This window comes from Marinoscillum sp. (genome assembly GCF_965229915.1).
GTDB lineage: Bacteria > Bacteroidota > Bacteroidia > Cytophagales > Cyclobacteriaceae > Marinoscillum.
Genome location: NZ_CBDDJZ010000001.1, coordinates 1,633,041 through 1,648,008 on the forward strand (window position 1 = coordinate 1,633,041; position 14,968 = coordinate 1,648,008).

The following is a 14,968-nucleotide window of genomic DNA, read 5'->3' on the forward strand; positions in this document are numbered from 1 at the left end:
CTATCCACTACGGCACCATACCAGAATAGCCAAAGTAAACCAATTCTACGTTTGAATCACTCCTACATTCATCGATTTTTCAATCGGAGCATTATTGGCTGCTTCAATCCCGGTGGAGATCACTTTTCTGGTATCTAACGGATCAATTACTCCATCGACCCAAAGCTGAGATGCCGCATAGTAAGGACTCAACTTCGCATCATAGCTCGCCTTGATCTCGTCAAGCATCTTTTGCTGATCCTCTTCAGAGATTTCCTTTCCTTTGGCTTTCATTGCCGACACTTTAATCTGAAGCAATGTTTTGGCTGCCGACTTTCCGCTCATTACTGCTATCTGAGCATTTGGCCAGGCGTAAATCAATCTTGGATCGTAGGCTTTGCCGCACATGGCATAGTTGCCAGCACCATAGGAAGACCCCAGCACAATGCTAAACTTTGGCACCACAGAGTTAGAAACTGCATTGACCATTTTGGCACCATCCTTAATAATGCCTCCGTGCTCGGATCTACTACCTACCATGAACCCGTTCACATCATGCAAAAACACCAATGGAATTTTGCGCTGATTACAGTTCATGATAAATCTGGCTGCTTTATCAGCAGAGTCTGAGTAGATCACTCCACCCATTTGCATTTCATTAGATCCATTTCCCTTTTTGGCTTTCACTACCGTTCGCTGATTTGCCACGATACCCACACTCCATCCATCGATTCGTCCGTACCCGGTGATGATGGTCTTTCCATATTCTTCCTTGTATTCCTCAAATTCCGAATCATCGACCAGGCAGCGAATGATATCCAGCATATTGTAAGGTGTATTGCGATCGTTGGGAAAAAGGCCATAGATCCTGGATGGATCCTCTTTTGGTGGTTGAGGTTTCACACGATTAAACCCAGCCTTATCATTATCTCCTATACGATCAAATATTCTTTTAATCGCATCCAGACATTCTTTATCTCCAGGATATTTGTTGTCAGTCACACCAGATATTTCACAATGGGTAGAAGCTCCTCCCAGCGTTTCATTATCTACATCTTCACCAATGGCTGCCTTGACCAAGTAGCTTCCTGCCAGGAAAATGGATCCGGTTTTATCTACAATCATGGCTTCATCAGACATTATCGGCAAGTACGCACCACCAGCCACACAGCTACCCATGATGGCTGCTATCTGAATGATGCCCTCAGAGGACATCCTTGCATTGTTTCTGAACTGACGTCCAAAATGCTCCTTATCTGGAAAGACTTCATCCTGCATGGGTAGAAACACGCCAGCACTATCTACCAGGTAAATGATCGGAAGCTTGTTCTCAATCGCAATTTCCTGCGCTCGTAAGTTTTTCTTTGCGGTCATTGGAAACCATGCTCCGGCCTTCACTGTAGCATCGTTGGCTACCACCACACACTGCCTGCCAGATACATAGCCAATTCCTGTTACCACACCTGCTGATGGACATCCGCCCCACTCTTCGTACATACCATCTGCTGTGAAAGCACCTACTTCCAGGAATGATTCCATAGAATCCAGTAAATACTCGATTCGCTCGCGCGCGGTTAACTTTCCTTTTTCGTGATGCTTATCAATTTTCTTTTTGCCACCTCCTAGATGTACAGTGGCGAGTTTTCGTTTTAGCTCAGAGACGAGCAGTTTATTGGAATCTTCGTTTTTATTGAATTTAATATCCATAAAGATACTTTTGGGGTGTTTGGGTTAACATGTTGGTTTGGAAGACTGTTTTGGGGTCAGTCTTCCTTTTTAAGATCGCGCATCACCTTTTTGTGGCTCTTACCAAGAGGTGCAAAGAAGTGTTTTGGGTAATAGTTCAGGTGATTGGCCAGACTATCAAAATCTGAAATGGTTTTTTGTATGGAATTGTACAAAGAATCATCTGATATGAATTTACCTAGAGTACCATCAGGGTCCTTTAGTTGGGTAATCGTCATATTCAGGCTGTCCATGGTCGTTCGCACAGAGGCCAGGGTCTTGTTGATTTCCAGGTTGTTAAGAGAGTCTAAGACTCCTTCAGTTTTGTTCAAAAGAGGATCAATATTGTCCAATTTGGCATCCAGCTTGGCGATGAGCGAAGAAGTGCTGGACATGATGCTGGCAAGCTTCATCTCGTTTTCGTTGATAATTCCATTGACACTCTTGGTCATGATCCTGACCTCATCTAATGTTTCATTGATTTTCTCTCCACTTCCTTTCAACCCAATCAAAATTTCATTGACCCTAGTAATGGTCGTATTCAAGTTACTGGCCACAGGTTCTGCACTGGCAAAAAGCTCACTCAGTCCCTTGTCCTGAAAAGGGATGAGCGTATCACCAGGCATAATCGGGTTGTCCAGAGGGCCTACATCCAGAATGATCCCTTTACTCCCTAAAAAGTCAGTATTGGACAAGGAAGCCACAGTAGAGTCACCAAGCTCTATACTTTCATCTATATCCAACTCCACCAAAATAAGGTTCTCTGCATCTTGTAGCAGCTGAATACGACTCACCCGCCCCACAGCTAAACCATTGATAATTACAGGGTTGGATTTATTCAGACCGTCCACGTTATCGTAGAGGACATAGTATTTATTGGTAGGTGAAAAAAAGTCGTTTCCCTTCAAGAAGTTAAAACCGTAGTACAAGAGCACCCCTGCTATTAGTGCTATTAGTCCTACTTTGAATTCTTTTGACATGCGGTCAATTTTTATTTAGTTCATCGATTCCAGTTCCTGCTTATAATCTCGAAAAGCCCTAAAAATACCTGAAGCGATGTATACTTGGTTTAGGCGATCATTGAGGTCCTTTTCTTCTTTCGCATTACTAAGGTAACCCACTTCAAACAAAACACTTGGCATGGATGTTTTGCGCAGCACCAAAAAAGGAGCTGGTCGCACACCTCTACTATTGCGACCAACGCGTGTTTGCATCTGATCTTCAATCTTTTGCGCCAGCCGAAGACTGTTCTCCTGAAAGGCACTTTGGTATAGAGAAAATAGAATATAGGACTCTGGAGAGTTCGGATCAAAGCCATCGTACTTTTCCTCGTAGTTCTCTTCGAGTAGAATGACAGAGTTTTCACGGCTCACCACTTTGAAGTTCTCATCCATTTTTTCCACACCCATTACATAGGTTTCCGTACCATGGACACGTGGATTGCCCACCCAGTTGGCATGAATGGATATAAAAAGGTCAGCATCTATTTTATTGGCCACATCTGCACGTTCATCCAGCTCAGGAAAGCTGTCGTCTTTTCGTGTGTACTCGATGGTGACGTCTGGTAAGTTATCCTTGATGATTCTACCCAGCTCCAGCGCAATACCAAGAGCTACATCCTTTTCTTTGGAAATGGAACCATGCGTGCCAGGGTCCTTGCCCCCATGGCCAGGATCGATAACGATCTTATCAATTTTATAACTCCTAACACCTACTGGATTGAAGGCGCTCAGTACCAGCAAGACAGAAATCCCAAAAGTGACTGCAATATTTCTCACGGCTACTCGGTTATATACTAAAATCCCATAATTTTACGCAAAATTGTAAATTTTTCACCACTAAATAAAATCTGGAGGGCTTGAGGAGAACTGCGTTTGTATTTATTTTATTGTTGGTCGCATCCAAAATTACCGCGCAGGTAGATTCCCTATCCCAACAGTCCAAAGAAAGACCTCCTTTGGAGCATCCGGAGGTAGAATTTTCTGGTGATCCATTCATACCGGGACAAGACAGCATAAATAATGCCGCAATTGCTGACTCCTTGATCACACAAGCCGATTCAGCCAATATAGTCAAGGACAAACCGCGTAAAAACGATATTGAAACAACCATCAATTACAACGCGGAAGACTCTATGATCTTTGATATAGAGAATAGAAAGTTGTTCCTATATGGAAATACCCATATTGACTATGGTAATATCTCGCTGGAGGCAGAACAAACGTCAATCAACTGGAATGAGCGCATCATCAAAGCACAATACGCAACGGACACATTGGGACGAAAGCGCGGTAAGCCGGTCTTTTCTCAGTCCAGCGATGTATACGAGACAGAAGATATCCAGTACAACTTCAAAACCAAAAAGGCTATCATCAAGGGGGTGATTACTGAAAAAGACGGAGCTTTCATGCATGGTGAAGATGTGAAAAAGAATAGTGAAGATGAGTTGTTCATCAGAGGTGCCAAATATACCACATGCAATCTGTCAGATCCACACTTTTTTATTGAGTCGGATAAGATCAAAGTGGTTCCCGGCAAACAGGTCATCTCGGGCCCATTCAATATGAAGTTTCGGGAGGTGCCTACCCCACTTTGGTTTCCTTTTGGGATGTTCCCACAACCAAAGGAAAAAGCATCAGGCATCATTTTCCCATCTTATGGTGAAGAAACCCGGCGAGGTTTCTTCTTGAGAAACGGTGGATATTATTTTGCTATCAGCGACTATGTGGACATGCGCTTAACAGGAGATATTTACAGTAAAGGAGGCTACGCAGTTGACGCTACGACCAACTACAAAGTACGCTACAAATTCAATGGTGCTCTCAACTTGTCCTATACCAAAAATATCACTCAGAGTGAACTGCAGGAATCTGAATCCGATTCCTTCTGGGTAAGGTGGAACCTGACACCAGAAACGCGCGGCAATTCCAGCTTGAGTGCATCCGTTTCGGCGGGATCCACCAACTACAACAATCAAAACAACTTAGTACTATCAGACCCAACCAGAAGTATCACTTCAGAGTACACGTCTAGTTTGAGTTATAATCAGCGATTCAGAAGACTTCCGGTCAATTTTTCTTCCAACTTCCGATTGCGACAAAATGTACAGACTGGGATCTATGATGTGACACTGCCCGATTTAGCGGTGAACGTACAGCGGATCTATCCATTCAAAAAGCTCATCAGCAACTCCAAGTCGCCATTGGCTAAAATCAGTTTCAGTCACAACTTTGTAGCTAAAAATGAAATATCCAACCGACCTATCAACTCCACCGGATTAAATTTCGATGTGGTCAATGAAAGTGACGTTTACAAAGATACACTGACCTTTAATCTGGAAAACTTCGATGAGATCTATGATCGGGCAAAAATCGGAGGAAGACATTCCATTCCAGTGTCAACTTCATTTAACATGCTGAAGTACTTCACTGTAAGCCCTAGTTTCAACTACCAGGAAGTATGGTACACCAGAGAGTTGGATTACACCTATATCCCGGAGGAAAATGGCGTGCAAGTGGATACGGTCCAGGGATTCAGCAGGGCCGGAAGCTGGACCTCTGGGGCTTCAGTTAACACGAGGCTTTACGGTATGTATTATCTGAAGGCCATACCTGGAGTAGAGGCGATCAGGCATGTGATTACTCCAAGTGTAAGTTTCACCTACAATCCTGATTTTGGAAGTGAAAAATATGGAGTATATGAAACCATACAGGTAGACTCCACGGGCCGTACAGCTCGTGTATCCAAATATCAAGGATTTGCCTATGGGAGCCCTACCGGATCAGAAAGTAAAACGGTTGGACTATCCATTACCAACAACCTGGAAATGAAAGTTCGCACCCGCAAAGACACCGCAAACGAATTCAAAAAGGTGAAAATATTCGATAACCTCTCCATGAACACCGGGTATAACTTTGCCGCAGACAGTTTTAAACTGAGCAACATGAGCTGGAATGCACGGACCAGCTTCTTCAATAAAAATGTAAGCCTGACGCTTTCTGGAAATTTCGATCCATATCAATATGTAGAGAATGGCACTGAGCAAGGTAGACGGGTGGATCGATATGCATGGAATAATGGAGGTGGACTGGGTACTCTAGACCGACTTAGCACAGCAGTAAGTATCAACTTGCGACCTAAAAATGCCAAGAATAACAAGAACGAAAACAATCCAAACGACCCCAACAACCCAAACAATCCGAACAATGCTTTTGGTAATCTGAACGATGACCTCAACAATAGTGAGTTTGGGACTGAAGAGGAAAAAGACTACATCCGCCGAAACCCTGAAGAATACGTGGATTTCGATGTGCCGTGGACATTGAGAATTAGCTATAACATCAACAGGTCTAAAAGAGGGTTGGCTGATCCGGAAATAAGCAGTCATGGCTTACAGTTTAGTGGTACCCTCGGTCTTACGGAAAAGACACAGATCACCTTCAACAGTGGGTACGATGTAAAAAATAAAGACTTTACTCAGACTCGTCTGGGAGTAGTAAGGGACTTGCATTGCTGGAGTTTGAACTTCTCCTGGGTACCTTTCGGTAGGTATCAGTCATTTGCGCTGACCATCCGTCCTAAATCCGCATTGCTACAAGACCTAAAGCTGGAAAAACGTAGAAGCTTCCAGGATTTCTTTGGCAGATAAAAAGAAACCAAAATTCTTTTTGCTTAACTGTTTGTTATGGCCTAACTTGAATTTTTGGTAAACACTTTCATACCGCCAAACAACCCCACACCATTGACCATACCAAAAAATCAAATTGGCATTTATTATTGGACCGAGTCTCTAGAAGATTACAGATACCTGAAATCCGAACTGAAATCCATTAGTCATCTGGAAGTGATCCATGTGGAGAATAAGAGCTTTTTCGATACGCTTCAGTACACTAAAAGTCTCATCATAGTCGACTACTCGCTACGTCAACATGTGAGTCAGCTTCCTGTGTCTATTCCTAATACTCAGATAATTCTCACCTCTTCAAAGCATCAACCATCCGAACTCGGAGAGCTGGTATTTATCCGTTTGGATTCACTGACTCAATTGCTTAAATCCATTGTACGCATGCCTGACAGTGAAGAAGTGATCGCTTTGGAGCTATTCAATACGCTCATACACAGTGTACCTGACCTGATCTTTTTCAAGGACCTCCATTTCAATTACCTGACTGCCAACCACGCCTTTTTGGATCACTTCAAACTTGATAAATCAGAACTGATCGGCAAGAAAGATGAAGATCTTTTCCCTTTAGATATTCATGCCACCTCCATCGAGTCTGATCGCTACGTGCTGGAAAACGCTCGATCTATCAAGTTTGAGACTAACTATACTGACAAAACAAATACCAGGAGATACCTAGAAACGATCAAAACACCTGTATTTGACTCCAATGAAGAACTGATCGGTATGGTAGGGATTTCCAGGGATGTGACTATCAAAAAACAACAAGAGTCACTCCACCAGCGCAACTCCCTGCTCCTTAACCAATCTGAGTTACTTACAAAGTCCGGTAGTTTCGAATTGCTCATTGATCAATCACGCATCCTATGTTCGGATCATCTGCTGCAAATGATGGAGCTAGACCAGGATGACCTGACTTCACAGGCAGATCTGATCTCTACTATCCATCCTGCGGATCAACAGAACTTCATCAACACCCTCCACCAAACCATAGAAACGAGGCGAAAGAATAGTATTGAACATCGGATCATCTCATCCACAACCAAACGCACCATCTACTGTCGCACGATTATGAGTGCAGAGTTGATCCACAAAAACAGGATGGTTTTCGGCACAATGGTAGACATAGGAGAAGCTCGCACTAATCAGCAGGCAATTCTGAATGCCCAGGAAAACGAACGCAAAACCATTGCTGCAGACCTGCACGATGGATTGATCCAAAAACTAGTAGCCGCTAACATGCATCTGTCAGTTTTGGAACTCCACCAAGAAGCACAGAGCAAACTAGCGATAGCTTCAGAGCTCATCCGGTCGGCCATAGAGGAAACCAGACAGCTTACTCGCAATCTATCTTTAAGAACCATTGATAATTTAGGGTTAAAAAATGCCCTTCTTGAGACTATTGACTCATGTCCACTAGACTCTGAAGTCGACTACACATTCGATTTTGATGAGCAGCAAATTAATCATGAATTGTCCACTCACATTTATCGCATTTTTCAGGAGGGTCTCGCCAACATCATGAAATATGCCAATGCCACAAGAGTGAACCTTTCGCTGATCAGAGATTCAGAAAACCTAACGCTCAATATTAAGGATGATGGTGTAGGTTTTGACGTCAATGGCTACCAAAACGGTAACGGTTTGAAGAATATTCAGCAGCGAGTGAGCCAAAGCAATGGCATCTTCTTACTAGACTCCAAACCTGGTCAAGGTACCTCACTAACCGTTGTCTTGCCTACACTTTAATATCATTTGAAACCTTAATTGGTCATTTCGTCAACTTTTACTTGCTTTTTTAATGCAAAATACTATCATTTGATAGTATGAAAAATGATATTCAAGGAGTAATCTGGTTTGACCAGGAATTTCAAGGCGGTTTGATGGAGGATTTTGAGGCGTACACTATGGTGAACAAGGAGCCTTCTCTTTCCATGTATCTTTACGTGTCCTCCCCAAAACAGATTGCTGAAATCGCTCGAACACTCAATAATTCAAACCTTCGTAGCTGGGGTAAAAATTGAGAGAGTACCTTTGTCACTGGTCTAACCACAACCAGTAATGACTAGTATCAAAAGCTATAGCTGTATTATCGTAGAAGATGAGGTACACCATCAGGAGCTCTTGTCCTTCTACCTAAAAAAACTCGGAAACATCCGCCTTCTGGGGATGTATGCAGACACAGTCAATGCCAGCATCCAGATAGAAAAGAAAAAGCCCGACCTGATATTTCTAGATATCAATATCTCTGGTTTGGAGGGTCCGGAGTTTATCGAACTGCTCGAATACCAGCCTAAAATCATCATGATATCTGCGCATTCAGAGGAGTTCATGAATAATCATTACCAAATTCCTTATTTAGCTTATGTCCAAAAACCCATTAGCTTGGATAAGCTACAAGACGCCATCGCTCTACTGGAGTGAAATTCCTGAGGAGAATACTGTAGAAATCATCCAACTTCATATTTTTGTGCTCCAAAATAGAAGATACTATGGGTAGAGCATTTGAATATCGACGAGCAGCCAAAGAAGCGCGATGGGACAAGATGTCCAAGCTGTTTCCAAAATTGGCCAAAGCAATCACAGTAGCGGTAAAAGAAGGCGGACCAGAGCCCGAAATGAATGCGAAACTTCGCACTGCCATTCAGAATGCCAAGGCTCAGAACATGCCAAAAGACAACATCGATAACGCGATCAAAAGAGCAAGCGGATCCGATGCGGCAGATTATACTGAGATCACTTATGAAGGCAAGGGACCTCACGGAGTACTGGTGTTTGTGGAGTGTGCCACAGACAACACCACCAGAACTGTGGCCAATGTGAAATCCTACTTCAACAAAGCCGGTGGTGGATTGGCACCAAATGGCTCACTGGAATTCATGTTTAGCCGTAAAGCCGTCTTCGAATTTGAAAAGCCAGAAGGAATGGATCTGGAAGAATTGGAGCTTGATCTCATTGATGCAGGTTTGGAAGAAATAGAAACCAATCAGGACATGGTCTACCTTTATGCAGACTACACCAACTTTGGCACCTTGTCAAAAGCCCTTGAAGACAAAGAAATTGAAGTGAAAAAAGCGAATCTTCAGCGATTACCTACCAGCCCCGTTGAGTTTACAGACGATCAAATGGAGGAAATCGAAAAGATGCTGGATAAGATTGAGGATGATGATGATGTGCAGGCTGTATTTACCAATATTGCCTGACTCAACCTCCCAGGAAACCAAAAGCCCTTCGATTGACAAATCGAAGGGCTTTTTCTTTACATAAAATTTAAACCCAGGAGGTAACCTCCAGAATATCTTCTAGTGCCTACAACTGCACCATTCTTCGGCCTGCTTCATTCACAGCATAGTTCTTATAATTCTCAAATTCCTGATCATCCATTGCCGTAAGGGAGCTGCTCACCTCACCAGGCATCTCAGTACCTTCAGAGTCCCACCACTGATTGGCAAGTTCTTTGGCATTGCTCTCGTCTATATCAAATAAGTGCAGGTGTGCATCAGAAATAACCCAGGCCTTGTCTTGAGCCGAATATTTCTTAAAGATCATGTTGCGAATATTAGTTGCTGTCTGGTCTCCCGATTTAAAATGAGCTTCGGTGTAAGTCATCGTTTCAGGCTCGGTCATTTTACTATCCCAGAATTTTTTGGACGAGATCACCTGCGCTGTGGAGAGCAAATATGCGGACTCTCTGTCAAGGATACTCCCACTTAAATCACATGATGCTTTGAATTTCTTTTTAGTCTTTTTGTTAAATAGGCCAAACATAAATGTTTCGAGTTTTGATCAGTATGGTTTACTCCAATTATACTCAAAAGGTTACTCCTTCATGTCTCTTTTTTAATGAATACACGTTCATTGATCTTCAAAATCGGACACTTGGACGAATGTAAATAGAATCAAATAAAGCGAATTCAAGAAAAATTGGTTAAGTTATGGAATGGTGCTAAAAGCCCATTGAAGTACAAGAACCCCAACTACCCCAAAAATGAAACAACTTCGATACCTTAGCATTCAAGGACACAACGCTCCAGCTTACTGGTTTAAAAACTACGATGCTCACAATTTCAAGTCCACAGTAGAATCAATTACACTCAGTCAGGCGTTATTGATCTCTTCCATTTACAGAACAGACTTCTTTTATTACTCGGACAATCCCGAAGACCAATCTATTATTTTGCGGGCCTGGTGTGCATTTAAGCGGCTGGATTATAGCAGTACGAACCTGGACAAATTCGTCCGAGCAGACACGCGTGGAGAGTCTTTCCAGATTTATTTTGATACGTTGTTTCATCTGATGCATCACCCGGCACACCTGGCCAGGTACAAAGAGCGCTTCAAAGAACTGGTACAGATCGACCCTCGAAACATCATCCTCAGAGACCTGATGGCTTGTGATCTGCATTTATCCGAGCGGTACAAAAAAGAGGAATTAGATCATGTCAGTCTCTCAGACCCTGTTGCAAAAGCGGCCTTTCTGCCATGCCGACACTTTAGCCTGATAGCTGACAAAGGTCTGGCAGATATGATTTACAATTAAAGGACTGGACTTCCAAATGGCAGAATATTTATCCTAACTTAGTCGTTAATGTTTTAAACACATTGACTATGATAAGACTCTGTATTTTTAGTGTTTTCGTATCAGCATCGCTACTGACTAATGCCCAGATGGGAACCCCTTTTCCGCAGTTGGAGGGTGAAAGCCTGGTCCATGGAATGGTTAATATCCCTGAAGATGTCCAGGGCAAGCATACCTTAATTGGCCTTGCATTTTCTAAAAAATCTGAGAAAGACCTAAATGGATGGTTCAATCCGGTTTACCAGCAACTGATCAAGGAACCTGAAGCAGGATCTTTATTTGCCTTTTCATATGATGTGAACGTATTCTTCGTCCCAATGCTTACTGGAGCCAAACGACCTGCTTACGAGTCGGTGATGAAAAAAGTAGAGAAAGACGTAGACAAAAAGCTGCATCCAAACATCCTGTTTTACAAAGGCAGTATGAAGGATTATAAAGATGCACTGAACATCGATGACAAAGATGTGCCATACATTTACCTCCTCGACCCTGATGGTAAAATTGTTTACATGACCAAAGGTGCCTACAGTCAGGCCAAACTACAAAAAGTAGTAGATAAATTACCCTTCGAATAATAGTTAAAAATCGATGCAGGAAGGACCAATAGGTGTATTCGATTCCGGATATGGTGGGCTCACGGTTCTCAAGGAAATAGTGAAGGAGCTGCCTCAATACGATTACCTCTACCTTGGAGATAATGCCAGGACTCCTTACGGCACCCGATCCTTCGAGACGATTTATGAGTTTACAAGAGAGTGCGTATTGAAACTCTTTGACCAGGGCTGTCCACTCGTAATCCTCGCATGCAACACTGCATCTGCCAAGGCTCTGCGAAACATTCAGCAAAAAGACCTCCCAATCATCGATTCTGGCCGCAGAGTGTTAGGTGTGATTCGCCCAACTGCTGAGGTGATCGGCACGTATAGCAAGACCGGTCATGTAGGAGTATTAGGAACCAGTGGTACCATCTCTTCTGGATCCTACGAGATGGAGATTCAAAAGCAATTTCCAGACTTACATGTCCACCAGCAAGCCTGCCCTATGTGGGTACCCCTAGTGGAAAATGGTGAACACAACAGCCCGGGAGCTGACTACTTTGTACAACAGTGCCTGGATCAACTATTCGCTCAATCAGACAAAATAGACACCATCCTACTAGCATGCACGCACTATCCACTGCTGATGAATAAAATCAGGAAATGGGCGCCAGACCATGTGCAAATCCTTAACCAGGGCGAGATAGTCGCGCCAAGTCTGAAGGATTATCTGAATAGACACCCTGAGATGGACGCTAATTGCCTCAAGACAGGCAGCTTACGGTTTTTGACCACTGATTCTCCGACCAACTTTGATCAAAAGGCCTCCCAATTTTTTGGTGGTGCAATTCACAGTGAGTTTATGCATCTTTAGGGGATAATTCGCATTTGATGGCTTATAATGAAGACCTGGCGGAACGCATTCGCCAAAATATCCCCCATGAAGATCTCCTACATTTTACGGAAAAGAAGATGTTTGGAGGGATTGCATTTATGTATGATGATAAAATGTCCGTAGGTGTGGTAAAAGATGACCTGATGGTGCGAGTCATATCTGATAAAATGAAAAAAGTCATGTCCGATCCGGCAGTTCGTGAAATGGATTTTACCAAAAGACCTATGAAAGAATTTATTTTTGTGTCGGCCGATGGTTATCAATCTGATGCACGACTTGTGGAATGGATCTCCCTGGGCATAGAACATGCGCGGCTAAAAGCGAAATAGTCAATGAAGTTGGAAATACGAAAGCTGGGACACAGTGAAAAGCCACCCATGGATTTGCTTCTCAAAGCAGATCCGTCAGAAGAAATGATTGAAAAGTACCTGTATGCAGGTGAGTGTTACCTGGCAGAAGCCGAAGGAGAACTAGTGGGCGTATTTGTACTCATGCCCAACACTGCGCATGAAGTGGAAATCAAAAATATCTCTGTAGAGGAAAAGTATCAGCATCAAGGTGTTGGGAAGGATATCATCAAGTATGTGGTGCGAATCGCTAAGCTGGAAGGATACGAAGACTTGATCGTCAAAACCGCTGATGTGAGCAAAGATGCGATCAAGTTTTACGAGAAGATGAAGTTCGTTTATGACTTCACCGTCAAAGGCTTCTTTGTACAATATTACGACGAGCCCATTATGGAAAATGGGCAACAGGCAGTTGATCAAGTTGTAATGCGGCGGAAATTGTAATCAAAAACCCTATCCGATCAATCGAATAGGGTTCTTGCCTATTTTCAGAATCGAGATTGATTATTTCACCTCAATCATCATCCCATCTGCTTCTTTGGTCACATTGACCACTCCTGCATTTCTAAGGCCTTTCACGGCTTTGTCCCATTTCTTATTGGATAAGCCAGTGGCATCTTTCAGTGCATTTAGGTCCATTTTTCCCTGAGGTTTCAGTAGTTCAAAAACCTGTTTTTCGTCCTCGTTGAGCTCCACCTTTACTTCTTTCTTTTCTGGCTTCATCTGTGGGAAGAACAGCACGTCCTGAATGGAATTAGAATCGGTCATGATCATGGTCAATCGGTCGATACCCAAACCTACACCTGCTGTTGGAGGCATCCCATATTCCAATGCTCTCAAAAAGTCCTCATCCAGTACCATGGCTTCATCGTCACCTCGCTTGGCCAGCTCCAGTTGATCCTCAAATCGCTTACGCTGATCAATTGGATCATTTAACTCCGAGTAGGCATTCATGATTTCCTTGCCATTACAAATCGCTTCGAACCGCTCAACCAAGCCAGGCTTAGAACGGTGCTTCTTAGTCAATGGTGACATCTCTTCAGGATAATCCGTAATGAAAGTCGGCTGAATCAGCTGGCCTTCACACTTCTCACCAAAGATCTCATCAATCAACTTAGCCTTGCCCATCGTCTCATCAGTTGGCACTTCCAGTTTCTTAGCAGTCTCACGAAGCTCATCCTCTTCCATACTGCTGATATCTATACCTGTGAAATGCTCGATTGCTTCAAACATCGTATACCGCTTCCATGGTCGCTGGAAGTCGATCACATTCTCGCCTACTTTGACTTTGGTATCTCCATGCACGTTGATTGCTATTCGTTCCACCAACTCTTCCATGAAGTCCATCATCCAGTTATAATCTTTGTAAGCCACGTAAAGCTCGACTTGCGTAAATTCCGGGTTGTGGAAACGTGACATTCCTTCGTTACGGAAGTCCTTGGCAAACTCATACACTCCATCAAAACCACCAACGATCAGCCGCTTCAGGTACAACTCATTCGCAATTCGCAAATAGAGCTTCATGTCCAGGGTATTGTGGTGGGTCTCAAACGGACGAGCCGCTGCACCACCATGAATTGGCTGAAGGATAGGTGTTTCTACCTCCAGGTAACCGTGCTCATTCATGAAGTCACGAATGGTATTGACCAGCTGTGTTCTTTTCTTGAACGTCTCCTTTACATGTGGATTCACAATCAAGTCCAAATAACGCTGCCTGTAGCGCTGCTCTGGATCCTTGAAAGCATCCCAGGTTTTTTTGTTGCCGGACTCATCCTCAGCTTCTTTCACGATAGGCAAGGGGCGCAGTGATTTGCTTAGAACCTTGATATCGGTGACGTGTATGGATATTTCGCCTACTTGTGTGGTAAAAACATATCCTTTCAATCCTACGATATCTCCAATGTCCAGACGTTTTTTGAAGACGTCATTATAAAGTGACTTATCCTCATCTGGACAAATATCATCCCGACGTACATAAATCTGAATACGACCAGTACTATCCTGGATTTCGGCAAATGAGGCCGAGCCCATGATTCTTCTGCTCATTAAGCGACCAGCAATAGAGATGTCTTTATAGTCGGTCTTTCGGCGCTCGTAGTTCTCTTTAATGTCCTTTACACTGACATTCACATCAAAAAGTGCCGCAGGATAGGGATCAATCCCCATGTTCATCAACGCCTCACGCTCGTTTCTTCTCTGAATTTCTTGTTCGCTTAATTGCATTGT

General features: G+C 43.3%; 15 protein-coding genes. 10 read left to right on the plus strand and 5 right to left on the minus strand.

Features of this window, described 5'->3' with window-relative positions; translation table 11 throughout:
- Positions 1 to 45: 45 nt before the first annotated feature.
- The 3 genes from ACO067_RS07060 to ACO067_RS07070 are packed head-to-tail and all read right to left on the minus strand — an operon-like array spanning position 46 to position 3,482.
- The gene (locus tag ACO067_RS07060) at positions 46 to 1,686 is read right to left on the minus strand and encodes an acyl-CoA carboxylase subunit beta (RefSeq protein ID WP_421872416.1); all 1,641 of its coding nucleotides are present in this window, start codon (positions 1,684 to 1,686) and stop codon (positions 46 to 48) included.
- A gap of 56 nt (positions 1,687 to 1,742) precedes the next feature.
- The gene (locus ACO067_RS07065; protein WP_421872418.1) at positions 1,743 to 2,684 is read right to left on the minus strand and encodes an MlaD family protein; all 942 of its coding nucleotides are present in this window, start codon (positions 2,682 to 2,684) and stop codon (positions 1,743 to 1,745) included.
- A 15-nt stretch (positions 2,685 to 2,699) separates the two neighbouring features.
- Complete coding sequence (locus ACO067_RS07070; RefSeq protein WP_421872420.1) at positions 2,700 to 3,482, minus strand: N-acetylmuramoyl-L-alanine amidase family protein; 783 nt, start codon at positions 3,480 to 3,482, stop codon at positions 2,700 to 2,702.
- A gap of 80 nt (positions 3,483 to 3,562) precedes the next feature.
- On the opposite strand from ACO067_RS07070, the gene ACO067_RS07075 reads away from it, so the two are divergent.
- The 5 genes from ACO067_RS07075 (at position 3,563) to ACO067_RS07095 (ending at position 9,588) form a co-directional block, all read left to right on the plus strand.
- The gene (locus tag ACO067_RS07075; RefSeq protein ID WP_421872422.1) at positions 3,563 to 6,352 is read left to right on the plus strand and encodes a putative LPS assembly protein LptD; all 2,790 of its coding nucleotides are present in this window, start codon (positions 3,563 to 3,565) and stop codon (positions 6,350 to 6,352) included.
- Positions 6,353 to 6,445: 93 nt separating this feature from the next.
- Positions 6,446 to 8,134: a PAS domain-containing sensor histidine kinase gene (locus ACO067_RS07080; protein ID WP_421872424.1), complete on the plus strand. Its 1,689-nt coding sequence runs from the start codon at positions 6,446 to 6,448 to the stop codon at positions 8,132 to 8,134.
- Between the two features lie 77 nt (positions 8,135 to 8,211).
- Positions 8,212 to 8,409: a hypothetical protein gene (locus ACO067_RS07085; protein ID WP_421872426.1), complete on the plus strand. Its 198-nt coding sequence runs from the start codon at positions 8,212 to 8,214 to the stop codon at positions 8,407 to 8,409.
- Positions 8,410 to 8,446: 37 nt separating this feature from the next.
- Positions 8,447 to 8,809 (plus strand): LytR/AlgR family response regulator transcription factor, encoded by a 363-nt coding sequence (locus ACO067_RS07090; RefSeq protein WP_421872428.1) that lies wholly within the window; start codon positions 8,447 to 8,449, stop codon positions 8,807 to 8,809.
- 68 nt (positions 8,810 to 8,877) lie between these two features.
- Complete coding sequence (locus ACO067_RS07095) at positions 8,878 to 9,588, plus strand: YebC/PmpR family DNA-binding transcriptional regulator (RefSeq protein ID WP_421872430.1); 711 nt, start codon at positions 8,878 to 8,880, stop codon at positions 9,586 to 9,588.
- Positions 9,589 to 9,694: 106 nt separating this feature from the next.
- Here ACO067_RS07095 and ACO067_RS07100 read toward each other — a convergent pair whose 3' ends face one another.
- Positions 9,695 to 10,153, minus strand: coding sequence for a hypothetical protein (locus tag ACO067_RS07100; RefSeq protein ID WP_421872432.1), 459 nt, complete (start codon positions 10,151 to 10,153; stop codon positions 9,695 to 9,697).
- Positions 10,154 to 10,373: 220 nt separating this feature from the next.
- Here ACO067_RS07100 and ACO067_RS07105 point away from each other — a divergent pair, with 220 nt between their 5' ends.
- The 5 genes from ACO067_RS07105 to ACO067_RS07125 all read left to right on the plus strand — a co-directional run bounded on the left by ACO067_RS07105 (position 10,374) and on the right by ACO067_RS07125 (position 13,186).
- Complete coding sequence (locus ACO067_RS07105) at positions 10,374 to 10,925, plus strand: hypothetical protein (RefSeq protein WP_421872434.1); 552 nt, start codon at positions 10,374 to 10,376, stop codon at positions 10,923 to 10,925.
- A gap of 68 nt (positions 10,926 to 10,993) precedes the next feature.
- The gene (locus ACO067_RS07110; RefSeq protein WP_421872435.1) at positions 10,994 to 11,539 is read left to right on the plus strand and encodes a hypothetical protein; all 546 of its coding nucleotides are present in this window, start codon (positions 10,994 to 10,996) and stop codon (positions 11,537 to 11,539) included.
- A gap of 13 nt (positions 11,540 to 11,552) precedes the next feature.
- The gene (murI, locus tag ACO067_RS07115; RefSeq protein WP_421872437.1) at positions 11,553 to 12,374 is read left to right on the plus strand and encodes a glutamate racemase; all 822 of its coding nucleotides are present in this window, start codon (positions 11,553 to 11,555) and stop codon (positions 12,372 to 12,374) included.
- Between the two features lie 17 nt (positions 12,375 to 12,391).
- The gene (locus tag ACO067_RS07120) at positions 12,392 to 12,724 is read left to right on the plus strand and encodes a TfoX/Sxy family protein (protein ID WP_421872439.1); all 333 of its coding nucleotides are present in this window, start codon (positions 12,392 to 12,394) and stop codon (positions 12,722 to 12,724) included.
- 3 nt (positions 12,725 to 12,727) lie between these two features.
- Complete coding sequence (locus ACO067_RS07125) at positions 12,728 to 13,186, plus strand: GNAT family N-acetyltransferase (RefSeq protein ID WP_421872441.1); 459 nt, start codon at positions 12,728 to 12,730, stop codon at positions 13,184 to 13,186.
- 60 nt (positions 13,187 to 13,246) lie between these two features.
- Here the strand turns inward: ACO067_RS07125 and lysS are convergent, their stop codons facing one another.
- The gene (gene lysS / locus ACO067_RS07130; protein WP_421872443.1) at positions 13,247 to 14,965 is read right to left on the minus strand and encodes a lysine--tRNA ligase; all 1,719 of its coding nucleotides are present in this window, start codon (positions 14,963 to 14,965) and stop codon (positions 13,247 to 13,249) included.
- Between the last annotated feature and the right edge of the window lie 3 nt (positions 14,966 to 14,968).